General features: G+C 59.6%; 20 protein-coding genes, 1 tRNA gene and 1 riboswitch. Of the genes, 2 read left to right on the forward strand and 19 right to left on the reverse strand.

The features are described from left to right. From ACI2KB_RS15525 to ACI2KB_RS15585, 13 genes are all read right to left on the reverse strand, one after another. Positions 1–1,218 carry a YbfB/YjiJ family MFS transporter gene (locus ACI2KB_RS15525; RefSeq protein WP_404635981.1) on the reverse strand — a complete coding sequence of 406 codons (1,218 nt, stop codon included), beginning with the start codon at positions 1,216–1,218 and terminating at the stop codon, positions 1–3. A gap of 202 nt (positions 1,219–1,420) precedes the next feature. Then, a tRNA-Gly gene (locus ACI2KB_RS15530) sits at positions 1,421–1,494 on the reverse strand. A 225-nt stretch (positions 1,495–1,719) separates the two neighbouring features. Continuing rightward, positions 1,720–2,604, reverse strand: coding sequence for an alpha/beta fold hydrolase (locus ACI2KB_RS15535; RefSeq protein WP_404635983.1), 885 nt, complete (start codon positions 2,602–2,604; stop codon positions 1,720–1,722). A 321-nt stretch (positions 2,605–2,925) separates the two neighbouring features. After that, complete coding sequence (locus ACI2KB_RS15540; protein WP_404635985.1) at positions 2,926–3,618, reverse strand: pseudouridine synthase; 693 nt, start codon at positions 3,616–3,618, stop codon at positions 2,926–2,928. A 33-nt stretch (positions 3,619–3,651) separates the two neighbouring features. Next, complete coding sequence (locus ACI2KB_RS15545; RefSeq protein ID WP_404635987.1) at positions 3,652–3,891, reverse strand: cysteine-rich CWC family protein; 240 nt, start codon at positions 3,889–3,891, stop codon at positions 3,652–3,654. Beyond that, on the reverse strand, positions 3,888–5,369 hold the full coding sequence (locus tag ACI2KB_RS15550; protein ID WP_404635989.1) for a diguanylate cyclase domain-containing protein: 1,482 nt from the start codon (positions 5,367–5,369) through the stop codon (positions 3,888–3,890). Before ACI2KB_RS15550 ends, ACI2KB_RS15545 begins: the two co-directional genes overlap by 4 nt. A 97-nt stretch (positions 5,370–5,466) precedes the next feature. Continuing rightward, positions 5,467–8,625 carry a dermonecrotic toxin domain-containing protein gene (locus ACI2KB_RS15555; protein ID WP_404635991.1) on the reverse strand — a complete coding sequence of 1,053 codons (3,159 nt, stop codon included), beginning with the start codon at positions 8,623–8,625 and terminating at the stop codon, positions 5,467–5,469. A 143-nt stretch (positions 8,626–8,768) separates the two neighbouring features. Further along, on the reverse strand, positions 8,769–12,398 hold the full coding sequence (gene uca / locus ACI2KB_RS15560; protein WP_404635993.1) for an urea carboxylase: 3,630 nt from the start codon (positions 12,396–12,398) through the stop codon (positions 8,769–8,771). Positions 12,399–12,521: 123 nt separating this feature from the next. Next, entirely contained in the window at positions 12,522–13,145 is a 624-nt protein-coding gene (locus ACI2KB_RS15565) for an urea amidolyase associated protein UAAP2 (protein WP_404635995.1), read from the reverse strand. Between the two features lie 11 nt (positions 13,146–13,156). Further along, positions 13,157–13,882 (reverse strand): urea amidolyase associated protein UAAP1, encoded by a 726-nt coding sequence (locus tag ACI2KB_RS15570; protein WP_404635997.1) that lies wholly within the window; start codon positions 13,880–13,882, stop codon positions 13,157–13,159. 11 nt (positions 13,883–13,893) lie between these two features. Beyond that, positions 13,894–14,658, reverse strand: coding sequence for an ABC transporter ATP-binding protein (locus ACI2KB_RS15575; protein ID WP_404635999.1), 765 nt, complete (start codon positions 14,656–14,658; stop codon positions 13,894–13,896). Continuing rightward, positions 14,655–15,470, reverse strand: a complete 816-nt coding sequence (locus tag ACI2KB_RS15580; protein ID WP_404636001.1) for an ABC transporter permease — start codon at positions 15,468–15,470, stop codon at positions 14,655–14,657. The genes ACI2KB_RS15575 and ACI2KB_RS15580 overlap by 4 nt, the downstream gene beginning before the upstream one ends. 27 nt (positions 15,471–15,497) lie before the next feature. After that, complete coding sequence (locus ACI2KB_RS15585) at positions 15,498–16,565, reverse strand: putative urea ABC transporter substrate-binding protein (RefSeq protein ID WP_404636003.1); 1,068 nt, start codon at positions 16,563–16,565, stop codon at positions 15,498–15,500. 61 nt (positions 16,566–16,626) lie between these two features. Continuing rightward, positions 16,627–16,731, reverse strand: a riboswitch (guanidine-I (ykkC/yxkD leader). A 320-nt stretch (positions 16,732–17,051) separates the two neighbouring features. Between ACI2KB_RS15585 and ACI2KB_RS15590 the strand changes: the two genes are divergently transcribed. After that, complete coding sequence (locus tag ACI2KB_RS15590; RefSeq protein ID WP_404636005.1) at positions 17,052–17,528, forward strand: hypothetical protein; 477 nt, start codon at positions 17,052–17,054, stop codon at positions 17,526–17,528. Between the two features lie 75 nt (positions 17,529–17,603). Here ACI2KB_RS15590 and ACI2KB_RS15595 read toward each other — a convergent pair whose 3' ends face one another. Continuing rightward, positions 17,604–18,716 (reverse strand): enoyl-CoA hydratase/isomerase family protein, encoded by a 1,113-nt coding sequence (locus tag ACI2KB_RS15595; RefSeq protein WP_404636007.1) that lies wholly within the window; start codon positions 18,714–18,716, stop codon positions 17,604–17,606. A gap of 169 nt (positions 18,717–18,885) precedes the next feature. Between ACI2KB_RS15595 and ung the strand changes: the two genes are divergently transcribed. Further along, entirely contained in the window at positions 18,886–19,581 is a 696-nt protein-coding gene (ung, locus tag ACI2KB_RS15600) for a uracil-DNA glycosylase (RefSeq protein WP_404636009.1), read from the forward strand. A gap of 29 nt (positions 19,582–19,610) precedes the next feature. Here ung and ACI2KB_RS15605 read toward each other — a convergent pair whose 3' ends face one another. From ACI2KB_RS15605 to ACI2KB_RS15625, 5 genes are all read right to left on the reverse strand, one after another. Beyond that, on the reverse strand, positions 19,611–20,489 hold the full coding sequence (locus ACI2KB_RS15605; RefSeq protein WP_404636011.1) for a hypothetical protein: 879 nt from the start codon (positions 20,487–20,489) through the stop codon (positions 19,611–19,613). Next, positions 20,486–21,862, reverse strand: coding sequence for an AAA family ATPase (locus tag ACI2KB_RS15610; protein WP_404636013.1), 1,377 nt, complete (start codon positions 21,860–21,862; stop codon positions 20,486–20,488). Before ACI2KB_RS15610 ends, ACI2KB_RS15605 begins: the two co-directional genes overlap by 4 nt. 71 nt (positions 21,863–21,933) lie before the next feature. Then, positions 21,934–22,956, reverse strand: a complete 1,023-nt coding sequence (locus tag ACI2KB_RS15615) for an AbrB family transcriptional regulator (RefSeq protein WP_404636015.1) — start codon at positions 22,954–22,956, stop codon at positions 21,934–21,936. Then, complete coding sequence (locus tag ACI2KB_RS15620; RefSeq protein WP_404636017.1) at positions 22,949–24,463, reverse strand: tripartite tricarboxylate transporter permease; 1,515 nt, start codon at positions 24,461–24,463, stop codon at positions 22,949–22,951. The genes ACI2KB_RS15615 and ACI2KB_RS15620 overlap by 8 nt, the downstream gene beginning before the upstream one ends. Before the next feature lies 1 nt (position 24,464). Continuing rightward, the gene (locus ACI2KB_RS15625; protein ID WP_404636019.1) at positions 24,465–24,923 is read right to left on the reverse strand and encodes a tripartite tricarboxylate transporter TctB family protein; all 459 of its coding nucleotides are present in this window, start codon (positions 24,921–24,923) and stop codon (positions 24,465–24,467) included. Positions 24,924–25,001 lie beyond the last annotated feature (78 nt).

A 25,001-nucleotide genomic window follows, 5' to 3' on the forward strand; every position in this document is an offset into this window, starting at 1 on the left:
CTATCGCGTGATGCGGCTGGGAACTCGCGCCGCGACAAGGTCGATCAGAAGTGCCAGCGCGATGGCTCCGGTCCCCAGCATGAACAGCAGCGCGTACTGGCCGCCACTGAGTGTAAACAGATACGAAAACCCATAGGCCGCGACTGCTTGAAACAGGGCGAAACCCACGGTGGCCGTGCGCCAGGCAGGGCCTTGCTGAGCAGGATGGTGGGCCAACAGTTCCTGAACACGACCGAGCACCAAAGGCACCGTTCCGGTTACGAACGCGCCGACCACCATGCTCGACGCTATCAGCCACGGCGCGCTCGCACTGAGGGCGGGAATACACACGCACCCCCCCTCAAGGATGAACGACAGCCGAAGTGCCAGAGCAAAGCCCACCCTGTCCGCCAAAACCCCTGCCAGTAGCGGCCCCCATGTCGCGCCGATACCAAACAGCACCCAATAATGAGCCCCGACCTCCAGCCCCTCGTTCAATCCATGGGCAATGAACGCCACCAGAAAAATCATGTGCGGCACCCAGCCTGCGGCGTTTAACGCGTACTCGATGTACAGGGCCTTGAGCGTGGTGTTTTTCGTCTGGCGTGGGGGTTGACCCGATTTCGTCGGCTCAACTTCCTGCAATGGCCATCCCTTCCACGCCAGTGCTGTGAACAGCAGCGAGATCACGCCAAGCCCCAGCCACGTCTGTGTAAGCCCCTGTTGCAGCAACAACGGCACCAATGTTCCCGAGGCTGCAATCCCGACGCCGACCCCCATGAAAATCACCCCGCCCGCCAGCCCTTTCTTCGACGGCGCGACGTGCGCCAACACCGCAGGAGCGGCCAGTACCATCAACGCACCACCGGAAATCCCCGACAGCAGCCGCCACACGAAAAACCACAGATAGGAAACCGGAAAGGCGCAGGCCAGAAACGCGACACTCGCCAGCAGCATCATTGCTCGCAGCGTGAAAGCGGTGGACGACTTCTCTGCCATCACTCGGCCCGTCAACGCGCCCATCAAATACCCCGCCAGATTCGCAGCCCCCAGATACGCCGCCTTCGACGAGTCGAACCACCCCGCATCGATGATCGCGGGCAGCAGCGGGGTATACGCGAAACGTGCAAGGCCAATGCCGACGAGGCTTGCGGAAAAGCCTGACGCAATGGCCCATTTGCTGTTGTGGGGGCTGGCGTGAGTGGTTGTGGAGCGAGAAGAGAGGTGAGCGTTTTCCATCGTCATCGCCTGGGTGATTTCGGATGGGTTACGTTAGGCAGAACTGGGTATCTGGAGAAGCGAATAAATTAGATTGCAGATATCTGTGTATGAGATATGAAATCTCTAGATTGTCATCCATAAAAAAACCGGCCAATCGGGCCGGTTTCGTATAACGATTCCCTCATCAAGTCATGTTGACCTAACGTCAGGAGTAAATTTCTGGAGCGGGTAGAGGGAATCGAACCCTCAACTAAAGCTTGGGAAGCTTTCGTTTTACCACTAAACTATACCCGCATTTGACACACTTTTTTACATGCCAAAGCAGGCGTTTCCGAGAGCGCTCTCGTGAATGGCCTTGACGCGTTCAGCGGGTGACTTTGTACCAGATGCCGCTGACGAATTGAAGCTTTAAATACCTCGTCGAGCATTCAGCGTTGCTGACAGAAGGTTCGGGATTCATCCGCCGAGAACTGTTGGACGGGCGCTGGCGAATGAATCCGTACCTTTGGACCTTCACGGTCAGATTGCAAATGCATGGTGCGTCTGTACCTGTCTGTAGCGGTTTCGGCTCGGTTCCGGGGCCGGGGTGAGGAAGCTCAGCAGAGCGTTCTGAGAGTCCAGGCAGGCTGCCTTGTGCTCCATATCCAGAAAGTGCCCGGCGTCCTTGATGGTGGTGAAATGGCAGTCGCGCACATGGTTCTGGAACAGCCTGGCGTCATCCACCGACGTGTATTCGTCCCATTCCCCATTCATGAACAGCACCGGCACGTTGATGCGTTTGGCGGCCTTGAGCTGTTTCTGCGTCGTCGCTTCCAGCACATGGTTGATGTGGTGGTGCATCTGCGCGTATTCGTGCAGGTCCAGTGAGCTGACGTGTTTGTAATTGAAGCGCTTGAACAACGAGGGCAAGTGCTTGCCAATCGTGCTGTTGATCAAGGTGCCGACTTCGAAGCGGTCGAACGCGCCCAAGTGTTGCTGGCCTCGGGTGAGGTAATCGCGCATCGGTTCGTTGATCACGGGTGAGAACGAGCTGATGACGGCCTTTTCGATGCGTTTGGGGCGATGGGCCAGGGCAACCAGTGTCGGAGCGCCACCCCACGAGAACGACATGATGTGCTCGGCGTTGAAGTGGTCGATCAGCTCCAGCAGGATCTGCCCTTCGATTTCCTTGGTCAGCGGTGTTTCGTTGAGGTTGTGGGGTTTGGATTTGCCCGCATACGGCTGGTCATAGAGCACCACGTTGAATTGCGGGTGCAGGTTGCGGACGGTCTGGGCGAAAGATGCTGTAGTGGCCAGTGAGCCGTTCACCATGATGATGGTCTTTTCTGCGGCATCTGCGCGATAGAACTCCGTGTAAACCCGAAACTGGCCCTGTATATCAAGCACAGCGATTTCTGGCCTCATATCCATGTCTCCTGACGTTAAAACAGGTGTGCGCGCAGCGACGTTAACAGTGACGTTGCACGAGTTTCGTGACAGGTAGGCAATGCCTTGAAGTGGCCCCGTGTCGGTCCGTTTACGGGCTGGCCGACAGGTATTGTTATTGGCGGGCGATTTGTCAGATGTCGCGCTTGGCCGCGTGGTACCGACAAAAGGTTTCTTAGAATGCGTAAGTGACTCTCCGGTCACATGTGGACCGACGATTGGATTCAAGCAGGCGACCCGGGATGTCGCAAGTGCCGTTCGCGAATTGTCCTACACGACCTGCCGAGCGGTCGAAAGACGTCAGATGTGCTGAATCTCTTCAGCAGAAAGTGCCCGGTAGTGCCCGGGCTGCAAGGCGGGATCGAGAACCAGCGGCCCTATGCTTTCCCGGTGCAGATTCACAACCTTGTTGTCGAAAAAACCGAACATCCTTTTGACCTGATGATAACGGCCTTCGACGATGCTCAGCTGTGCGTGATGGCTGTCAAGTATCGTCAAGTGCGCGGGGAGTGTGGTCAGGTCTTCGAAGGCAAAGTAGAAGCCTTCTGCGAATTTTTCGATGTAGTGCTCACCGATCTCTTGCTCGGTTTCGACGTGATACACCTTAGGCAGTTTGGTGCTCGGTTGGGTTAGACGGCGGGACCACTGGCCGTCATTGGTGATCAGCATCAGGCCCGACGTGTTGAAGTCCAGGCGTCCGGCGATGTGCAGATCCTGTTTGTCCGGCTCGTCCAACAGGTCGAGGACGGTGGGGTGTTGCGGATCGCGGGTAGCGCTGACGCAGCCGGGTGGTTTGTGCAGCATGAAGTAGCGGGCGGGTTTACCCATTTGCAGGATTTCGCCATCGACGGTCACTTGGCTGAATTCACGCACTTCGTGCAGCGGTTCTCTGATCGTTACGCCATCCACCGTCACTCGACCTGCGAGCAATGCCAGGCGCACGTCCTTGCGGCTGAAGCGGGGGAGGTTGCTGAGGAAGCGGTCGAGGCGCATGGGCGTTTGAGGGTAGAGAGAAGGATGCGGATATTAAGGTATGTGACGACTTTGTAGGAGCGTGGCTTGGTCTGCTTCGACAAGGCCGGCGCAACGTGGGCACAGGCAGGCTTTGTTTCGGACGTCTTCGGGTAATGCCGCCAACACCGCAGGATCGATGGTCTCTGTAAAACACCAGCACGCCCGATCCACCGTGCGCGGATCGGCCAGCGTGCAACGGTTGCTTTGGCCACACACCGGACAGGTATCAGGGTTGATGTCAGTGCTCGTCATGCCGGTTCTGCCATCTCGGTACACACCTGATTGCGCCCGCTTTGCTTCGCGCTATAGAGCGCCTGGTCCGCGCGTGCGATCAGGCTTTGCAGGGTGTCGTCGGGGTGAAGTTCGGTCACGCCCAGACTGACCGTGACTTGCAGGGCAGTGCCTGTGAACACGTAGGTGTGTTGCTCGGCGAGCAGACGAATTTTCTCGGCGACGCGTCGGGCACCGCTGCTGTTGGTGTCCTTGAGCAGGATGATGAACTCTTCGCCACCCCAACGGCAAATGATGTCGCTCTCACGCAGGCAGCGGCGCACGTCGTCGGCAAAACCGGTCAGCACTTCGTCACCCGCCAGATGGCCGTGGGTGTCGTTCAGGCGTTTGAAGTGGTCCAGGTCCAGCAGCATGGCTGAGAGCGCCTTGTGATCGCGTCGTGCGTCGTCGATGGCGTTCATCGCGATGCGGTCGAAGCCGCGGCGATTCGGCAAGCCGGTCAGGCTGTCGACCATCGCCTGAGTTTCGATGCGCACCTGAAAACGACGAATGACCCGATGCAGCAAGTACAGCACCAGCAACATGACCGCCAGGCAAATCGACAGGTTCAGATACAGCGAGCGGCGAATGTCCGTCAACGCGCCGTCTTCACGCTTGTCGACGAACAGGTACCAGTTCAGCTCGGGGATGTAGCGCACGTTGAGAAAGTGCTCATCGCCCAGCGACTCATATTGATAACTTCCGCTCTGGGGCTTGGGCATTTGCACCTGCAAGTCCTTGAGGTTCGGCAACTCGCGCAACACCTGGCCGATCTTCGCCCCTTGCGGGCCGCCTTCGGCGCCGGTCAGCACCAGACGTCCGAACGCGTCGACGAAGTACACGCTGCGCTGGTAGCGCTGTTGATAGCGGTCGATCAGCTTGATCACGGCGTCGACGGTCAGCCCCACGCCCGTGGCACCGATGAAGTTGTCGTTGTAGTCGAACACTTTGTAGTTGATGAAGAAGGTCAGGTTGTCCTTGTTCGCCAGGTCAGGGTCGACGTTGATCTCGTAAGGTTCGGCCATGTCCCGCACGCGGTAGTACCAGACGTCGCGAGGCTCGTCGGGCCGGATCTTCTTCAGTACGCCCTTGGCCTGGTAATAGGTCAGGCTTTGGTTGGACACGAAGAACGAGGTGTAGGCACCGTAGTGATCCATCACCTCTTTCAGATAGCGCGTCATTTGCTGCGAGTCTTTCTCCCCTGCCACGACCCAGTCGCGTACGAAGGTGTCGCGGGCCATCATTGACGAGATCAGCACCGGGCGGACCAGATCTTTCTGGATCTCGGAGTAGACCGTGTCCGACGTCAACGGCAATTCGGTGTTGACGATGCTGTCGCGAATGGCGTCCCGCGAGGCGAAATAGCTGAGCAAGGAGGTTGCCAGAAAGCCGCTCCCCAACAGGATCACCAACGTCAACAGCAGGGAGCGTTGTGAATGGAGCGTGGAACGAAGGGGCATGACCAGTCCGCTTGAAGAAGTAATCCATTGAGCGACACATGCTAGCCTGCTGCCACCCTTTGGCGCCATGGGCTTGTGCAGTTTCCGGCCGGTTTGCTCAGGGCGAAATGGGGATTGCGGCCGTGTCAGGCACGAATCTGGGCGCCAGTCCCAGGCTTGCGCTGATCACCGAACAACGGCAATGCACGAGCAGAATCTTGTCGTAGTGAATACCGTGTCGATGCAATTGCTCGAACAGATCCTCCAGTGTTGCGCCTGCCATGCCGAAGCGGTTGCGTACAGTGAGCACGTCCATGGGCGTTGCCGGTATCTCGGCGGGCAGCGGTGAGCGATAGCTGTTGGAAACGATTTGGGAAATGTCCCGATAGCTCTCATAGGTGTCGCTTTGGTATTTGGCCAGCGAGTAGTTCTTGATATGGCCGGACAAGGTCGTACCCGCCATCAAGGTGTCACCTTCGACAAGACTGGAAAACGACATTGTTGCCGGTCCCGCCTGTGGCTGTGTGCTATCGATTTTTGCGTAGGGCAGCACGGATTGACTGACCACTTTGTGCAGGCCGGGATCAATCAGCACATGGCCATGAGGGGCGTAGGTTCTGAGTTCCGTGCCATTGGGGACGGCGGTGGTGCGAGTCCAGGGGAAATAGTAGCCGTGGCTACTGACCACCAGGGTTCTGGCTTGCGAACGGTCGGACGTCCAGAGCAGGAATTTGCGCCCCAGTTTCCAGACCCTGACTGGCTCGCTATCGAAGGTGCGGCTTGCGGCCACCCGCCAATTTTTTAGCGGCCCCGATCCGTTAAAAAAGCGGCTTAGCACGGTTTTACGCGATTGCGTGGCATGTTGCAGCCACAGGCCGAAATTGCGCAGGGGCGGGGTAGCTGCGGTGAGTCCGACCAGCTTCGTGGGCGTGGCAAGGCGACTGAACGACCGGAGCAGGCTGGGGGTGGCGGGAGCAAGTTGCAGCAGGCCCAGTGACAGAATGATGGCCAGCACCTGCCGTTTTTCCTCTGTCCGGTCGCCCGGAAGATTCGCTGCCTGAACACGCAACGCAAGGCTGGCTGCGCTTGCCGTCAGTGACGCAATCGCGGCAGCAGGTAATAGCAGCGCCAGTGGTGCAAGCAGGACCTGCAAGCGGTTGAGTCGTCGGGTCAAATCATCGAGCAGCAATTCGCGGTCGGTCACGATGCTGCTTTGCGCGTCGGAGAGGCTGTTGCTGCGCAGTTGTTCCAGGATAAAGCTGACGGGACATCCTTCAAGAAGCTGTTCGCCCCATTCATGATTCACGGCTTTGTACACCGCTTCGCGATACAGCCGATCAGTCCAGGGACGCAGGCGCGATACGGGCTCTGGAGGGCGCCTCAGGTCTGCCCACAGTTCCAGAATGTAGTTGCACGATGAGTGAAGGTGCAGGGGCATGTAGTTGAGGACAGTGGCACGCCATGAAGGATCGGCAGCGGCACGACGAAGGTGCTCGCTCAGTTGCCCGGAGGTTGTGAATTCAACGAAGGCCCGAGGCTGACCCGCCTGGTACAGGACGCCTCCCGGTTGACCAGCATGACGCAGTACAAGCAACCCTCCGCAAGGTGGGCACAGCGTGCCCCCCACAGGGCCACCGTCCAGATAGAAGCCAATGGCGCTCCACTGAGTATGGCGCCGGGAAATGCTGCGTTTCTGCTCCTGCAGGGCAGACACCAGAAGATTGAACCCCTTGGTCGACAGGTCACCGTGTTTGAGGTTGAACAGGGCCTGACCGATCAGCGTCGACCACAGGCCGCGCTCGACGGCAGGCGACTGATCTTGCCAGAACCGCCGCAGTTTGCCGCTCATGTTGGTGAGGAACTTGATGTTTCTGATATGGCGCTCGACAGCCGCCGCAGTGAGTGGAACTTCATTCTCCACGCGCCACTGGCCTGCACCGTCATGGTCCTCGTACACGACCCAGCGCCCGCCTTCGTCGTCATAGCCGATCGGGCGGCGCTCGCGAAAGTTCTGTACCAGCGCCTGATCGAGTGCGACCGGGGTTTCATCAGGGGACACGATCTCGGGATTCACGGCCAGTTGCGCATGCCCCCAGGGTCTGATGGATGTGCCTCGAAGGTAGCGAACGAACACATGGGCTGGATCGACTTTGCGCCCGAGCGTCTGTGTGAGCCATTTACCCATGATCCGGTTGGCCACCCCCAGTGGTGTTGGAATGCGTTTCTTGAGGTGCGCCGCGCTGTGCCAGTGGTCGAGCGCACTGATCAGTGTCAACGCCGGGTTGATCAGTAGCAGCAACGAAGGGACAGCAAGGTGATCGAGCGAGAATTGCTCTTGCGCCGAGCGCAGGTAAGTGAACAGATCGCCACGAATCTCCCTGCCGAGTGTGAGATGGCCCGGCGCATCGCCCAAGTCCAGATGCGCCCGGTGCCAGGGTGACCGGTTGAGTATTTCCAGCACTTTCTCGGAGTGCCAGGGGGCGTTGTCGCTGATGTACTCCAGGCAATCGGGCTGCTCGCCCTGCAGATGAACGAAGCAGTGCCCGGTGCGTCGGGACTTCACATGAAACAGACCGGGAATGGGTTCGTCGTTCAGCAGCACACCGTTGACGGTCGAGTGTTGGGGCGAAACGCTCGCCTCCAGAGGATCGAGCGTTGTTGGGAGGCGATGGATGCCCATCGTGTTGAGGCCCAGCCAATAGCTGTCGCGGCTGATCTTTCCGGTTTTGTACTGTCGGTGCAGGCCATGCAGAAATGAACATTTGGCGAGCAGTTGCCATGTGTCAACGTAGCGCTGCCAGAACTGGCGCAATAGAGTTTCGTAGGCGCCAGGCCAGTTGGCCTTGATCAGCATTCTGAACAGATGCTGGATCGTAAACCCAGGGGCATGGTCGAGCAGCGGGCGTTCAGGCTCGACAGCGCAGCGGGTCAGGGCAAGAAAGGCTTCTGGTTCCAGCAGGGTTCGGCCCAGCTCGCGCAAGGACAGCCTCAGCTCATAGCGCTCCTGCCCGTCCACATCCACCGCGGGATGCTCCTCGGTGGTGAAGTCGATGTGCACGGCATCCAGATCGACGGTTTCGTTAAAGGGCGTTCTCAGGGCTTCGCTGAACTGGTGGTCGATCCAGGTTTCTACAGGGGGCGGCATTGCCATGTCGAGCTGCCAGGCTTTCAGGACCCAGATCGATCCCGAAAGCAGGCGAGCGACAGGGCTGTTGCGCAGCCTGGCGATGTGGTTGTGATTCAGGATGGCGGGGGAGGCGGGTAGAGCGTCGGTCATGGCGAAACACATATGAAGGAATAAGCCCTTCACTATCTCGCGTTCGAGCGTCCAAAGAGCCGTATCTATATACCGCCATTGACGATGCGATTTGTGTCTGGGTGTTGAAAGGGCGGCACCATGAGCGCCGCCCTCCGCAGGGCTCAGCTTTCGCTGGCCAGCACCACAACGCGTTGTCCGGCGCGCACGGCAGAACCGGGCTGAACACGGACTTCCCGAACCAGGCCCGCTACGGGGGCGATCACCGGGATCTCCATTTTCATCGACTCCAGAATCACCAGCGTTTCCCCCGCCTCGACGCGTTGTCCGACTTCGACCTGCACTTGCCAGAGATTACCGGCGATGTGGCTGTCGATACTGGTTTCACCTGGCTGCAAGGCCCCTTCTTCGGCCGCATCGGCAACGGTTTCGTCACTTTCGAAGGTGGCCTGACCGTTGGCGATCCAGCGTTCGCGCTCGGCGTTGAAGGCGCTTTGCTGTTGCGCGCGGAACGCCGCGATGCTATCGGCCTCCTTTGCCAGAAACCCTTGGTAGTTCGCCAGATTCAGCGTGCTCTGTTCGATGTGCAGCGGGTAGCGGCCCAACGGAAAGTCGCGACGGATCTTCAACAGTTCGTCGGCGCTGACCGGGTAGAAGCGAATCTGATCGAAGAACCGCAATAGCCACGGTTTGCCATCGAACGCTTCGACGGCGCGATAGCGGTTCCACATCTGCAATGTGCGGCCGACGAACTGATAACCGCCGGGGCCTTCCATGCCGTAGACGCACATGTAGGCGCCGCCGATGCCCACCGAGTTCTCGGCAGTCCACGTACGCGCCGGGTTGTATTTGGTGGTCACCAGACGATGGCGTGGATCGAGCGGCGTGGCCACTGGCGCGCCGAGGTACACGTCGCCCAGGCCCATCACCAGATAGCTGGCGTCGAACACCGTGCGTTGCACTTCGTCCAGATTCGGCAGGTCGTTGATGCGGCGGATGAACTCCAGATTGCTCGGGCACCATGGCGCATCCTTGCGCACGGTGGTCATGTATTTCTCGATGGCCAACTGACAGGCCGGGTCGTCCCAGGACAGCGGCAAATGCACGATGCGCGAGGGCACTTCCAGATTCTTGCTGGCGCACACCGCGTCCCATTCACCGGCGACGAGGGTCAGCAGATCGGCCAGCGGCAGTTGCTCGGGCTGGTAATGCACTTGCAGCGAACGGATGCCGGGGGTGAGATCGATCACGCCCTTGAGGGCTTTATTTTCCAGGGCCTGCATCAGCGCATGGCCACGGAAGCGCAGAACCAGATCGAGTTCCGGCGCGCCGATTTCCAGCAGCAGGTGGGTGTCGCCGGAGAGGCGGGCGACGAGGCGGGTGTTGTCGGTGCCGATGTCCAGCACAATCGGAGAAGCAACAGAGATCCCTTGTGGGAGCGAATTTATTCGCGAGAGGGACTGACTGGCGACCGAGGTTCCTGCATCACGAATGAATTCGCTCCGAGACGACATCAGTGCTCTTGCTGCCTCAACCGTCACGGGATGAAACCTGACTTTGTCCCCCGCCTTCAACTGCCCCAACTGCCAAAGATCCGCCTCGATAATCGTCACCGGGCACACGAACCCACCCAGGCTCGGCCCATCCGGCCCGAGGATCACCGGCATGTCGCCGGTAAAGTCCACCGCGCCAATCGCATAAGGGTTGTCGTGAATGTTCGAAGGGTGCAGCCCGGCCTCACCCCCATCGGCACGTACCCATTCCGGCTTCGGCCCGATCAGGCGCACGCCCGTGCGGCTGGAGTTGAAATGCACTTCCCAGTCGGTGGCGAAGAACGTCTCGATGTAGGCTTCGGTGAAATATTCCGGCGCGCCATGGGGGCCGTAAATCACCCGAATGTTGCGCACAGCAGGCAACTCGGCGAGCTGTTCAGCGGCCAATGACTGACCAGCGCTGCGCTCGGCCAGCGGCGCGACATGCAGCACATCACCCGCGCGCAAGGCACGACCGCCATGCCCGCCGAACTGACCTAAAGTGAAGGTACTTTTGCTGCCCAGATAATCCGGCACATCCAGCCCGCCACGCAGGCACAAATAGCTGCGTGCACCGGCCCCAGCGATGGTGCCCAAGGTCAGGGTCGAGCCTGCTTTGACCAGCAGCGATTGATTCATGGGCTGCGCCTGGCCATCGATATTCAGCGGAATCACAGCGCCCGTCACGGCCACCACGGCGTCAGTGTTGAAGCGCAAGGTCGGCCCGGTCATGGTGATTTCCAAGGCGGCGCAACCTTCCGGATTACCGAGCAACTGATTGCCCAGACGCAGCGAGCGACTGTCCATCGGCCCCGACGGCGGCACGCCAACGGCCCAATAGCCGAGGCGCCCCGGATAATCCTGCACGCTGGTCTGCGTGCCACCGCTCAACACTTCGAAGGTGTCAGCGTGATACACCAGCCCCTCAAGGCAACGGGTCCACGGCTGGCCGCTGGCGAACGGCGCGTCGACGATGATCTGCCGCAGGTAATCGCGATTGGTCTCAACGCCGTACAAACGGGTCTCGCCCAACGCTTGCTCCAGCGCTTGCGCCGCAGAGGCTCGATCCGGCGCCCATGTGATCACCTTGGCAATCATCGGATCGAAGAACGGCGGAATCTCGCAACCGGCCTCGACCCACGTGTCGATGCGCAGGCGTTTGCCATCGGCAGCAGGGAAGTTCACAGATGTCAGCAAGCCCGGACTCGGCTGGAAATCCCGCCCCGGATCTTCGGCATACAGGCGCGCCTGAATCGAATGGCCTTCAGGCTTCAAACCGGCGTACAGCTCGGCCAGCGGCGGAAGATCACCGGCGGCCAATTGCACCATCCAGCTCACCAGATCCACGCCCCAGACCTGCTCGGTCACGCCGTGCTCGACCTGCAGGCGGGTGTTCACTTCAAGGAAATAGAACCGCTGATCGTCACTGTCGAACACGAACTCCACGGTCCCGGCGCTGCGATAACTGACTGCTTTCGCCAGCTTGATCGCCGCTGCGCACAGCTCATCGGCCATGCCGTCAGGCAGGTTCGGCGCCGGGGTTTCTTCAAGGACTTTCTGGTTGCGGCGCTGCACCGAGCAGTCCCGCACGCCAAGGGCGATCACTTCGCCGCGACCATCGCCGAACACCTGCACTTCAAGGTGACGAGCGCGCTGAATGTACTTCTCGATGAACACGCCCGCGTCGCTGAAATTGTTCTGCCCCAAGCGCTTCACGGCTTCGAACGATTCACTCAGTTCGCTGGCGCTGCGACACACGCGCATGCCGATGCCGCCGCCGCCCGCCGTGCTTTTCAGCATCACCGGGTAGCCGATGGATTCGGCTGCGCTCAAGGCGGCTTCGACGCTGTCCAGCAACTCGGTGCCTTCCAGCATCGGCACGCCGTGCTGTTTGGCCAGTGCGCGGGCCGTGTGCTTGAGGCCGAACACCCGCAGTTGCTCGGGTGTCGGGCCAACGAACGCAATGCCCGCGTCCTCGCATGCTTGAGCGAACGCGGCGTTTTCCGACAGAAAGCCGTAGCCCGGGTGGATCGCCTTGGCGCCGCTGGCTTGAGCGATGGCGAGGATCTTGTCCACCGCGAGATAAGTCCCCGCCGCGCCGCCTTCACCGAGGCTGTGGGCCTGATCCGCTTCGAGAATGTGCAGGCTGGCGGCATCGGCTTCGGAATAGACCGCCACGCCCTCGACATTCAAGGCACGCAGGGTACGCAGGATGCGGCAGGCAATGGCGCCGCGGTTGGCGATCAGCAGTTTATCGAACATGGTTTTTACCCCAGGGATCGTATGCTTCGATCCCGCATCGGGTAGCGGGCCGTCCCGCTGTTGTACGCGTTGCGCGAAGGCCGTCCCTCGCGCCAAAACTTCAATTCAGGCAGCGCGAGGCGATTAATCCCACACCAGCAACTCTGCCGGCGTCGGGTTGTAGCCGTTGCACGGGTTGTTCAGTTGCGGACAGTTGGAGATCAGCACGATCACGTCCATTTCTGCGCGCAGTTCGACGTATTTTCCGGCACCGGAAATCCCGTCTTCAAAGGTCAGGCCGCCTTCGGCAGTCACCGGCACGTTCATGAAGAAGTTGATGTTCGGGCTGATGTCGCGTTTGCCTAGTCGACCGTCGTGGGCGCAGGCGCGCAGGTAGTTGTCGCGGCAACTGTGCATGTGGCGTTTTTCCAGTGCGTAACGCACGGTGTTGCTCTCCTGCGCGCAGGCGCCGCCCAGCGTGTCGTGACGCCCGCAGGTGTCTTCGACGATGGTCAGCATCGGCTTGCCAAGGTTGGAATACAGCACGCTGCCTTTGCTCAGGTAGACGTTGTTCTGCTTGCGTAAGGTGCGTTGTACGTCATAACGCTCGCGTGGGTTGGCCAGGCTGTAGAACAGCGTGTCGACCGCCTGATTGCCTTCCAGATCCAGCAGGCGCAGGGTTTGCCCGGCCTTGAGTTCGGTCAGCGAAGGCTCGCCCGCAGGAATGTGGGTGATGGAAACAGGTGCTGTTGTGTGTACGGCGCTCATGGCAGGCCTCCTCAGGCGAACAGACGGTCGGTGTTGATGAAACCGCGCACGTTTTCTTCGCGGGACGTACGGCAGTGCTCGGCGACGCTGGCGTCGGCCTTCATCCAGCTCAGCTTGACCGGCTGTGGCGCGTACTCAGGGTTCGGGTCCATGGGGTGTTGCAGGGCCGTGAGCACCACCAGCGTGTCCATCGGCGCGTACAGCTCGATGTAATCACCGGCTTTCGAGTTGCCGGGCACAAAGGCCAGCGCACCGTGATCGTCGACGTTGACCCGGCTGAACAGGTTCAGGGTCATCAACAGGTCGGACAGACCCAGTCCCCATTTGCCCATTTCCACCAGCAGGTTGTCGGCGCCATTGCGGAAGAAGCCGTTTCGCAGTTCCTGATAACGACCCTGGCCGTATTTTTCTGTGACCTCTTCGGCACACAACACGCCGCCAATGCTGTCGCTCCAGCCACAGGTGTCGGCCGTGATTGCCGCCAGCACGCGGCCCATGTCCGAGTACAGGCAATGGCCGCTGGTGAGCTTGGCGGTGTGTTGGCATTTGAGGCTGTCGGGCAGGTTCAGACGCTCGGTTTTTTCATGAGCGTTGAACATCGTCAGGCTGACGTTGGCGTTGCCGTTCAGATCGGTCAGGCGCAGCAGTTCGCCGCGTTTGAGCACGAACGACAGGTGACCGCCACCGGGCAGCAGGTCTTCGGCGAACACCGGGAATACAGCAGTTGAATCAGTCATGTCGAAATCCTTCAAGCCGATTGCAGCGATTCAATAGCCGCGCGGGCGGCGCGACGATCGCTGTTCAGGGGAATGTCGTAAGTGATACGGGCGCCATAGGCACCGGGGGCGTGTGGGTCGTGGCGGACCTTGTCGAAGACCATCAGGCGCGTACCAAGGTTGAAGCCTTCGGACAGGTCGTGCGTGACCATGAACACCGTCAGTTGGGTTTCGCGCCACAGCTCCAGCAGCAGGGCGTGCATGTCTTTGCGGATGCCGGGATCGAGTGCGCCGAATGGCTCGTCCAGCAGCAACACGCGAGGCTTCATGATCAGCGCCTGTGCGATGGCCAGACGTTGTTGCATGCCGCCGGAAAGCTGCGTCGGGTACTTGTCCCGCGCGTGACCCAGACCGACCTTGTGCAGCAGCGCGGCCGCTTGCTCCCGCGCTTCACGCTTGGCTTTGCCGAACAGCCGACCGAACAACGCCGAGCGCGGCAGTTCAAGGCCCAGCGCGACGTTGTCCAGCACCGACAGGTGCGGGAACACCGAATAACGCTGAAACACCACACCACGGCTGGCGTCCGGTTCTTTGGCCAGCGGCTGACCGTCGAGCAGGATCGCCCCCTTGCTCGGCGTTTCCTGGCCCAGCAAAAGGCGCAGAAAGGTCGACTTGCCGCAGCCCGATGCGCCGACCAGCGTGCAGAACTCGCCCTCGGCAATGCTCAGATTGAGGCCTTCCAGCACCACCTGATCGCCATACTGTTGCCAGACGTTATTGACCGAAATGAAGCTCATGGGCGCGCCCCTTCATACCAAGGGAATGCCTTGCGGGTCAGCGCTTTCAGGCCCCAGTCCATCAGCCAGGCGAGGAGGGTGATCCAGACCACGTAGGGCAGGATCATGTCCATCGCCAGATAACGGCGCACCAGGAAGATCCGGTAACCCAGACCGTCCGTGGACGCGATGGCCTCGGCGGCGATCAGAAACAACCACGCCGAACCCAGCACCAGCCGCAGCGAAATCAGCAGGCGTGGCAACAGTTGTGGCAGCGCCACCCGCAGAATCAGCGTCCAGGTCGAAGCCCCCAGTGTCTGCGCCTTGATCAGCAATTCGACCGGAATTTCCCGAGCACGTTGTTCCAGATCGCGGGCCAGCACCGGGGTGATGCCGATCACGATCAGCATCACCTTCGACAACTCGCCCAGCCCGAAGACGATGAACAGGATCGGCAGAATCGCCAGCGGCGGCACCATCGACAGCACAGTCAGCAAGGGCGACAGCGGCGCACCGAACAGCGGCAGCACACCCGACGCGATGCCCAGACACAGCCCCACCACAGCACTGATCGCCAGACCAATGGCCAGGCGTTGCAGGCTGGAGCCGGTGTCTTGCCAGAGCAGGTATTCGCCGGTGCGTTGATCGGGAATGATCGCCACACGTTTGATCGCGTCGATCATCTGCACGGCGCTGGGCAGCAGCTTGTCGTTGGGATTCTCCGTCAGCCGCGTGGCCGAGCCTGTGAAGTAGGCAAACAGCAACAGGGCGAACGGCAGGATCACCAGAATCAGGCGGCTGGCTCCATCCGGACGGCGGTTTATTAAGCGCATCTCAAATAACCTGTATGAAGCGGATGTTTACAACTTGCCGTCAGCAGCCATCTGCACGTAGCTCGGGTCGAAGTGCAGCTTGAGGTTGCCTTTGTCGCCTTCGGTCACGCCGCCCGCGAAGGTCATGCCCACGGCGCTGGAATCCTTGGCGCCCTCGCCGAGCAGGCCATGCTCAAAGGAGAAGTCCGCGACTTTGCGCATGGTGGTCGGCAGTTGTTTGCTGGTGGCGAAGTCCAGCGCTTCTTTAGGCGTGGCGAACAGCTTGGTGGTGTCCAGTTGCGACTGGAAACCGGCGAGGTCGGTGCCCGAGGCTTTGGCCATGTGCTCCAGTGCTTCCCTGGATTGGGCGTTCTTGGCGTTCATCAGCGCGACCACTTCGAACCAGGCGCCGGTCAGGGCTTTGCCCAAGGCTGGGTTGTCTTTGAGGGTCTGGGTGTTGACCACCATCATGTCCATGATTTCACCAGGGATCTTGCTGGAGTCGAACACCTCGGTGACGCCAGGCTTGGCCTTGATTTCCGAGAGCATGGGGTTCCAGGTGGTCACGGCCTTGACCTGATCGGTATTGAAAGCGGCGGCGATGTCGGCGTCGGAGGTGTTGACGACTTTCAGGTCTTTCTCGGTCAGGTCCACCGAGTCCAGCGCTCGGGCCAGCAGGTAGTGGGACACCGACAGCTCCACCAGATTGACGTCCATACCCTTGAGGTCGGCGACTTTCTTGCCTTCTCCCTTGAGCACGATGCCGTCGTTGCCGTTGGAGAAATCGCTGACCACCAGCGCAGTGCTTTCCACGCCGCCTGCGGCCGGAATGGTCAGGGCGTCCATGTTGGTCATGGTGCAGCCGTCGAACTGGCCAGCGGTGTACTGGTTGATCGATTCGACGTAGTCGTTGAGCTGAGTGACCTTGATGTTGATGCCGTACTTCTTGGCCCACTTGTCGACGATGCCTTGAGTGCCTGCGTATTCCCACGGCATCCAGCCGGCGTAAATGGTCCAGCAGACATCGAAGTCTTTTTTCGGGGCGGCGTTGGCTGAGAGGCTGAGGGCGGCGAAGAGACCTGCGGCGAGCAGGGCGGATAGACGGGACTTCTGCATTGATGAACCTCCAGTAGCGAAAAAGGGGCGGTCAGGAGCACGGCGACACCACTGGTGTCCTGTCTCCCGGGCTTTTATCCCGCCGTGTAACCTCTACTGGAGGTCGCCGACTCTCGGACCAGCCACCCGCTCGTTCAAGCGGGCCGGAACCCTAGTCGGCTATTGCAAATTGTGGTGCCGCGAACCTGAGTTGACTCCTGCACATTGCTTTCCAAAGCGAGAGGCGTGCCAAGTTGTTGCAAACCTTGTGGGCTGAGGGCTGCCGCGTAATCGCCGGTTTTTTCAGGCCATCAACGTGCACCGTTGCGGGGCGCCGTCCGGCAGTTGGGGTTTGGATCAGGGCACTCGGACGGGATTTTGCAGTCTGAAAAGGTGTTCTCGGCAGTTGTGAGAACGCCGACCAGCGCCGCTGGTTTGAGCTCTATCGCGGTCCAGGAGGCCGCCATGTATCGACGAAGCTTGCGTACCGTTTTGATGACTGTTTTGGTGACATCTACTCTTGCCGGGTGTTACGGAGGCTATTACGAATCAGAGAGCTACACGCAGCCGGTCTATAGCAGTGGCTACAGCAGCGGGTACGTGTATGACGGCTATCGCCCTTATGGGCCGACCGGCTACTACGGGTCATCGGTTTACTACTCATCGCCGCGTTATTACTCGGCGCCGCGCTACTATTCACCGCCCCGGTATTACGCGCCGCCCCCACGTTATTACGGCCCTGGACCCGGCTACGGCGGTCCACGTCCTGGCTATGGCGGCGGTCACTGGAACGGCGGCTCGGGTTACAGACCGCCACCTCCCGGTCCCGGTCCGAGACCCGGCGGTCCGGGGCCGGGCTGGAATGGCAACCACGGCGGTCCGGGCGGAGGCGGTCCTCCACCCGGAAGGCCGTCTGGCAATTTCCGTCAGGACGGTAATTTTGGCCGCGGCGGGCATGGCGGACCGGGTGGCGGCAATCGCTAAGGCAAACGACAGCGGCGCTCCTCGGAGCGCCGTTTTGTATGATCCTGCCGCAGTTCTTTGTAGGCGGGTGGCGGATCAATAAGCAGAAAGATCCGCCAGCGGATGCCGTCCCTCCCACGCCTTCTCAAAATGCGCATCCACTACTGCGAGGGGAATCTTCGCCACATCCTGCCAGTGCCAGCGGGGTGCGTGGTCCTTGTCGATCAGCCTCGCCCTGACCCCTTCATTGAAATCCGGATGGCGACAGCAATTAAGGCTCATGGTGTATTCCATCTGGAAGACTTCAGCGAGTGACAAATGCCGCGCCCGCTCGATCTGCTCCCACACCAGTCTGGCTGTCATCGGGCAGCCCTCAGTGAGAGTCTTGGCCGCTTTGGCGATCAAGGCGTCCTGCGCGTGCAACTGGTGTTTGAGCGCGTTCCAGGCACAGGGAATGTCGGCGACGTCCAGTAACTCGTCGATCAACTGACGACGCGGCAACCATTGCGCAGGAGGCAATTGCCCAATGGCCTCCTGTTGCAACGCTTTGAACAGGCTGTTGAGTTGCACCGCGGTCTGCTCTTGCCAGTTCAACTGCAGCAGCCGGTCGATCATTTCATCTTGCTGATCATCGAGCAGGAAGCGATCCGCCAAGTCCAGATCCAGTGCATCGCGACCGTTGATGTGCGAGCCGGTCAGGCCAAGGAACAGCCCCAACTTGCCGGGCAACCGAGACAGAAACCAACTGGCGCCGACGTCGGGGTAAAGGCCGATGTTAATTTCGGGCATCGCCAACCGACTGCTAGGCGTGACCACACGAATACTGGCGCCTTGCAGCAACCCCATCCCACCGCCCAGCACATAGCCGTGGCCCCAGCAAATCAGCGGTTTTGGATAGGTGTGCAGCTTGTAATCCAGCCGATATTCCGCTGCGAAAAATTGTGCCGCCAACGGTGGGGCTTTTCCGGGGGTATTGCGACCCGCTTCCACCAACGCCCGCACATCGCCCCCTGCGCAAAAGGCTTTTTCGCCGTTGCCTCGCAGCAAAACGCAGACGATCTGTGGATCGCTGGCCCAGGCATCCAGGCGATCCTGTAACGCCAGAATCATCGGCAGTGACAGCGCATTCAGTGATTTTTCCGCATCCAGCGTGGCGATGCCCAAGCGGGCGCCGTCGGCTCCGGTCAACTCTTCGAAGTGCAGATTCATCGTGACCTCGTGTGTGTGAGACAGGCATCCAACACGGCTGTGAGTCGAGCCGTTGCCGGGAAGTTGCAATCAGTCGATGCACTGGAGTGTAGGAAAGTCGGGGCGTGCTGCGCTGGAAATAATTGGCTTGACCCCCTAAAGTCCGCGCATTGTTTTTCCGGATATGACCATGACTGACGACGACCGCATCAAACTTGAGCCCAGTTGGAAACAGGCGCTTCGCGAGGAGTTTGAAAAGCCCTACATGGGCGAGTTGCGCGAGTTTCTGCGCCAGGAACACGCGGCTGGCAAAGAGATTTATCCGCCGGGGCCGTTGATTTTCAACGCCATGAATTCGACGCCGCTGGACAACGTAAAAGTGGTCATCCTCGGCCAAGACCCGTATCACGGCCCCGGACAGGCTCACGGTTTGTGCTTCTCTGTCCAGCCGGGCGTGCCTGCGCCGCCATCGCTGGTCAACATCTATAAAGAGCTCAAGCGCGACCTGAACATCGACATCCCCAACCACGGCTACCTGCAATCGTGGGCCGATCAGGGTGTGCTGATGCTCAACACCACCCTGACCGTCGAGCGCGCCAACGCGGCTTCGCACGCGGGCAAGGGCTGGCAGCATTTCACCGACAGGATCATCGAGACCGTCAGCGCCCAACGACCACATCTGGTGTTCCTGCTATGGGGATCGCACGCGCAGAGCAAGAAAAAGCTGATTGATGCTTCGAAACACCTGATCCTCACCTCCGTGCACCCATCGCCGTTATCGGCCTATAAAGGCTTCTTGGGCTGTGGACACTTCGGAATGGCGAACAAGTTTTTGCAACAGAATGGCCTGACGCCGATTGAGTGGCGGTTGCCGATGAGTGTTTGACCTCTCTCGAGGCGGGGCGATTTTCGCCCCTATTCCGCCCGCTCCTTGAGCAGCGCCTCAGCAAGCAAGTTTTGGATCTGCTGCGCCTTCACGAAGTTTCTTGAAAAAAGTGTTCGAAAAGCACACAAGCATGCGCTGAACTCGTTTTCAGGGCTGCACAGCATATTGATCATGCTATTGGCGAATTCCTCCTGACCAGGTTGCTTGGCCAACATCAGGGCAGTCCAAAGTCCCAAAATCGCTTTTCCGCGCCTTGTTGTCAGATCTTGGTGATTGAGTTGAAAGAACTCGATGTTGGTGACCGCACGTTCATACTTTGAACCTCTGTCATGCGCCGGGACGGCCAGCACTCCGTCGAAGCTGATGATGTCTTCCGGAGCATCAATATCAACCGATGAAATGGGGTAAAGCAGCAATTGAGACTCTGACTGCATGTTTACAGGGTGAGCACTCAGCAGGTCTCTTTTCCCTTTAATCGGGAAATAGTTGGATTTCAGCGTCGAGTTGCAACGTGTACAGGCGATTGCATAGTTAAGCGGATGGTAGGTAAGCCGAAAATAGCCGGTCTTGCTTGCTGCGCCTGTAACCCAGCTGGGTTTGAACAACTTCCACCGTTTGCTTTTGGGATTCGGCCAGACCTTAATACTACTTTTAGGGCGAAAATGTTCGACCTCATGCACTTTGCTCGCCAGCGATTTGCCTTGTAGCTTCGTTTCGCAATAAGCGCACTTCTCGTACTGCAAATCGATATAGACTTCTTTGATTTCCCCCCAGAAGTCGCTTCCCTCCAGGTAGTCTTTAGCATCGATAAATCGCTGCGTTTCCAATGCAGCGCGGGTTCGCCAGTCCGGCTTTATCTTGTCGATCAGCTTGATCAGTTCGCTTTCCGAGATCGGGTAGCGAATCATTTTGTCGGCCCCTTGGAGGACGCTTTTCGGGAGGCTGCGATCGTCTTATCGGCAGTCGCTGACGCTGGGGTATTTCGCGCGGTTCTTGAGGGGCTCCTGCGCTTCGCGACGGGAGTGATGCCTTGCGCGAGGATTTTCAGATAGGCAATCGAGGCATCGACATCGCCGGAAACTGCGCTGGCTGCCAAACCATTGAGTTCGATTGATGTTTCCTCGCTACGCGTACTGTCCAGACCAAAATAGGGTGACAGCAGGATCTGTTCGGAGCTTTTGCCGTGAACCTTTTCGGGCAGGCGTTTGATGATGGTTGCATGGTCTTGCTGATCCAGCACGAACAGATTTTCTGAAGTCAACGATCCCACCACCAGAGGGCTGTGGGTGGTGAAGATAAACTGGATGTTGGGCAGTGCGGCGGCAAGTGTAGGGACGACGGTACGTTGCCACTCGGGGTGCAGGTGAAGATCAACTTCATCCACCATCACGATACCGCGTGTTTGCCGCAATTTCTGCCCTGATGCAACGCCTTGGCAGATGTGAAAGAGCATGTCACCAATCCAGCCGATGTACGCTTTGAATCCATCGGAAAGCGCGCGGAATGGAAGGATGGTTTCATTCATTTCAAATAGGTGTTCACGGCCTTGCTGCGTTTGGCTGGCCAAGTCTTGAATCCGACACGATGGTGGCAGCAGGTCGTTAATGAGGTGGATGACTTGTTTATACCGTCCTGGATTTTCCTCAGCAAAGGCAGGCAGCCAATAGGAAAGCGGCATCAGTGACAAATGATCTTCGAACAAACCTGCAACGCGCTCATATCGACGCAGTCGTGATTTCTGTCGCGCACTTTCATCGACCCGGCTTGAGGCTTCAACCCTTCGTGTCGCGCCATAGCCGACGATAAAAAAGGCCGGACTTTGCTCGTCAAACTGCATATGTTCTGCTGAATCGTTTGCTTCTGATGGCGATATCGACCACTTGAGCTGTTCGATGGTGTTGAGCAGGCGCACATCGGTGGTCATCGAGAAACGATCTGGCATCGACCAGGATGAGTTTTTTTTGCTCTTCTCGCCTGGGGTGGCTATCAAGTCGGCAGTGACGGAGGTGGCGCCAGTTTTTTGCAGATTGATTTTCCCGTTGCGCCTGGCGGGCTGTTTACGAACCAGGCCGTCAGGTACGTAGCCGGAGGAGCCGCTGAGCAGCGGCCCCAAGATCGCAAGGGCCACAGCACGCAGGACCGTTGTCTTTCCAAGACCATTATCACCGAGCAATACGTTCACATTCGGAAACTGCAAGCCTTTGCTGTCCGGCAGATTGAACTCAATGTCAGTCTTTTTGAACGATCGCAGGTTTTCGATCTGAAGTTTCTGAATGTGCATGCGTCACCTCTGGCGTAGGCATCGATGGTAGCAAACTCTTTCGACACCAGCATGGCGGCCTTGGGGCAGATCTACCTGTTCCAATACCTGAACAACGGCTCCGCCAAAAACAACACGAACAACAGCCGCATCACCTGCATCGCCGTCACCAGCGGCACCGACAACTGCAACACCTCCGCTGTCAGGCTCATTTCGGCAATTCCGCCCGGCATCATTCCCAGCGTCAGCGAACGAAGATCCAGATGCGTCGCCGTGCTAAGGATCCACGCGCACAGCGCCGCGATGCTCATGGTCAGCGCCGTGCCAATCAGCGTGCGCCCCATGAATGACGGCGCGCGCCGGAAGAACGCCCGGTTGAAGTGACAGCCCAGACCACTGCCGATCAGCCATTGGCCGATCTGGCTGCCGCCGTTGGGCAAGCCGGTGTGCAGATCGAAACTGACGCTGACGATCGCGCTCACCAGCAACGGCCCGAACAACCACGGGTTGGGTTGCTTCAAGCGCTGCCAGCCCCAGGCGACCAGCGCCCCAAGCGGAAACAGCAGCGCCAGCCACGACCAGTCCACCACGGTCGCGTGAGCGGGTGGGCTGCCATTGCCCATCAGGTATTTGAAGATCGCCGGAACACACAACACCACCGCCAGCACCCGCAGGCTCTGGCCCGCTGCGACGTTGCTGAGAATTGCGCCATTGCGAGCGCCGAGGTTGACCATCTCCCCCGAGCCGCCGGGCATGCTGGAAAAGAACGCTGTGGCCCGGTCTTCGCCAGTGCGCAGCATCAACCAGACACCGACCACGCTGGATACGCTGGTGACCAGCGCGCCGATGAAGATCAGGCCGAAATGCGAGGCGACTTGTTCGATGACGACAGGGGTGAAATGCAGGCCGATGCCAATCCCGACGACCCATTGGCCGCATTTGCGGCCGCCGGGGATTTCAGCAAGCTGCCACGGGGTGAGGCAGCGTACCAGGATGATCGCCAGCAACGAGCCGACCATCCAGGGCAAAGGCCAGCCGACCTGGCTGGCGAGGTAACCTCCCAGCAGGCCGACCAGCGGTGTGCCCCACCACGTCTTGAAGGGCCGATCAGACATTGGCCATTGCGCGACGCTGAACACTGCGTTTGCGCCAGATGCGCAGCAATGGCAGCACCAGCATGAACAGGGTCACGACCCACACGCCGAGGGTGATCGGGCTGGACCACAGGATGTCCATCGAACCATTGGAGATCGACAGCGCGCGACGCAGGTTCTGCTCCATCAAACCGCCGAGGATGAAGCCCAGCAGAATCGGCGAGAGCGGGAAATCCAGCTTGCGCAGGATGTACCCGAAGATGCCGATGCCGACCATCAGGAACAGGTCGAAGGTGGTCGCGTGCACGGCGTAGACGCCGATCCCGGTGATGATCGCGATCACCGGCACCAACGCCCAGTTCGGCACGGCCAGGATACGTGTGAAGACGCGGATCATCGGGATGTTCAGGATCACCAGCATGATGTTGGCGATGAACAGCGAGGCGATCAGGCCCCAGACGATGTCCGGTTGCTGTTGGAACAGCAGCGGGCCAGGGGTGATGTTGTACAGCGACAGCGCGCCGATCATCACTGCGGTGGTGCCCGAGCCCGGAACACCCAGCGTCAGCATCGGCACCAGCGCGCCGCAGGCGGTTGCGCCAATCGCGGTTTCAGGCGCTGCCAGACCGCGCATGTCGCCCTGTCCGAATTTGCCGCTCGCGCCTGCGATGCGTTTCTCGGTCATGTAGGTCACGGCGCTGGCTAGGGTCGCGCCTGCACCCGGCAACACACCCATGATGAAGCCCATGAGGCCGCAGCGAATATTGACGATGAAAACCGAACTGGCTTCCTTGAAGTTGAACAGCATGCGCCCGGTGGCCTTGACCGCTTCCTGGCCGCGATGGGTCTTCTCCAGCAACAGCAGGATTTCGCTGATCGAGAACAGGCCCAGCACCAGCACCACGAACTGAATGCCGTCGGCCAAATGGATGTTGTCGCCGGTAAAACGATACACGCCGCTGTTGGCGTCGATGCCGATGCTCGACAGGAACAGACCGATCAATGCTGCAATGAACGTCTTCAGTGGTCGGTCACCGGCCATGCCGCCGAGGCAGACAATGGCGAACACCATCAACACGAAATACTCCGCCGGTCCGAAGGCAATCGCCCATTTGGCCAGCAACGGGGCGAACATCACCATGCCGCAGGTGGCGATGAGTGCACCGATGAATGAACTCCACGCCGACAGCGACAAAGCGACACCGGCCAGACCCTGACGAGCCATCGGGTAGCCGTCCAGTGCGGTCATCACCGTGGAGGCCTCACCCGGAATGTTGAGCAGGATCGAGCTGATGCGCCCGCCGTACTCGCAGCCCAGGTAAACAGCGGCCAACAGAATCAACGCCGACTCCGGCGGCAGGCCCAGGGCGAAGGCAATCGGGATCAACAGCGCCACGCCATTGATCGGGCCCAGGCCCGGCAGCAGGCCGACGATGGTGCCGATCAGGGTGCCGGAAAGGGCAGTGACCAGGTTGTACGGGGTCAATGCGACGCCGAAGCCTTGGCCGAGATAACCAAGCGTATCCATATCAGTTCTCCAGAACGTCGAGCAGGCCGAGGGGCAGGGGCACATCCATCACTTTGTCGAAGAGCACGTACAGCAAAATGCTCATCAACGTGGTGATGACGATGCTCGGCAGCCAGCGACCGCCGTACAGCCGCGCCATGGGAATGCCGATCAGGATGCTGCTGAGCACGAAGCCCAGCGGCTCGAACAACCCGGCGAACACCAGCAACAGCGCAGTGCAGGTGCTGATTTTGATCAGGGTCGGACGGTCCAGCGGCGGCTCGTCTTCGGAATGCTTGATCGGGGTCGGACGAAACAGCATGTACAACAGCGAAATGCCCATCAGCGCCAGCATCAGCAGCGGAAACGCGCGCGGGCCAACGGGTTCATAGGAAAACGGGGCCTGATAAGGCCAGGCCATCAGTGCCAGGCCGATACAGGCCAACAGCAGCACGAAGGCGAACAGTCGTTGCAAGACCATGGAAAACTCCCGGGTCGCGCCACCGCGCAGGCGGCGCAACCTCTTAGTCAGTCAAAAGAGAACCAGCCGAGGGGTTCA

Source organism: Pseudomonas sp. NPDC088444, assembly GCF_044900175.1.
Taxonomy (GTDB): domain Bacteria; phylum Pseudomonadota; class Gammaproteobacteria; order Pseudomonadales; family Pseudomonadaceae; genus Aquipseudomonas.

Bases quoted from the DNA above. Each gene is read 5' to 3' on its own strand.
- ACI2KB_RS15525 (WP_404635981.1), bottom strand. From the start codon at position 1,218: ATGGAAAACGCTCACCTCTCTTCTCGCTCCACAACCACTCACGCCAGC.
- ACI2KB_RS15535 (WP_404635983.1), bottom strand. From the start codon at position 2,604: ATGAGGCCAGAAATCGCTGTGCTTGATATACAGGGCCAGTTTCGGGTT.
- ACI2KB_RS15540 (WP_404635985.1), bottom strand. From the start codon at position 3,618: ATGCGCCTCGACCGCTTCCTCAGCAACCTCCCCCGCTTCAGCCGCAAG.
- ACI2KB_RS15545 (WP_404635987.1), bottom strand. From the start codon at position 3,891: ATGACGAGCACTGACATCAACCCTGATACCTGTCCGGTGTGTGGCCAA.
- ACI2KB_RS15550 (WP_404635989.1), bottom strand. From the start codon at position 5,369: ATGCCCCTTCGTTCCACGCTCCATTCACAACGCTCCCTGCTGTTGACG.
- ACI2KB_RS15555 (WP_404635991.1), bottom strand. From the start codon at position 8,625: ATGACCGACGCTCTACCCGCCTCCCCCGCCATCCTGAATCACAACCAC.
- uca (WP_404635993.1), bottom strand. From the start codon at position 12,398: ATGTTCGATAAACTGCTGATCGCCAACCGCGGCGCCATTGCCTGCCGC.
- ACI2KB_RS15565 (WP_404635995.1), bottom strand. From the start codon at position 13,145: ATGAGCGCCGTACACACAACAGCACCTGTTTCCATCACCCACATTCCT.
- ACI2KB_RS15570 (WP_404635997.1), bottom strand. From the start codon at position 13,882: ATGACTGATTCAACTGCTGTATTCCCGGTGTTCGCCGAAGACCTGCTG.
- ACI2KB_RS15575 (WP_404635999.1), bottom strand. From the start codon at position 14,658: ATGAGCTTCATTTCGGTCAATAACGTCTGGCAACAGTATGGCGATCAG.
- ACI2KB_RS15580 (WP_404636001.1), bottom strand. From the start codon at position 15,470: ATGCGCTTAATAAACCGCCGTCCGGATGGAGCCAGCCGCCTGATTCTG.
- ACI2KB_RS15585 (WP_404636003.1), bottom strand. From the start codon at position 16,565: ATGCAGAAGTCCCGTCTATCCGCCCTGCTCGCCGCAGGTCTCTTCGCC.
- ACI2KB_RS15595 (WP_404636007.1), bottom strand. From the start codon at position 18,716: ATGAATCTGCACTTCGAAGAGTTGACCGGAGCCGACGGCGCCCGCTTG.
- ung (WP_404636009.1), top strand. From the start codon at position 18,886: ATGACTGACGACGACCGCATCAAACTTGAGCCCAGTTGGAAACAGGCG.
- ACI2KB_RS15605 (WP_404636011.1), bottom strand. From the start codon at position 20,489: ATGATTCGCTACCCGATCTCGGAAAGCGAACTGATCAAGCTGATCGAC.
- ACI2KB_RS15610 (WP_404636013.1), bottom strand. From the start codon at position 21,862: ATGCACATTCAGAAACTTCAGATCGAAAACCTGCGATCGTTCAAAAAG.
- ACI2KB_RS15615 (WP_404636015.1), bottom strand. From the start codon at position 22,956: ATGTCTGATCGGCCCTTCAAGACGTGGTGGGGCACACCGCTGGTCGGC.
- ACI2KB_RS15620 (WP_404636017.1), bottom strand. From the start codon at position 24,463: ATGGATACGCTTGGTTATCTCGGCCAAGGCTTCGGCGTCGCATTGACC.
- ACI2KB_RS15625 (WP_404636019.1), bottom strand. From the start codon at position 24,923: ATGGTCTTGCAACGACTGTTCGCCTTCGTGCTGCTGTTGGCCTGTATC.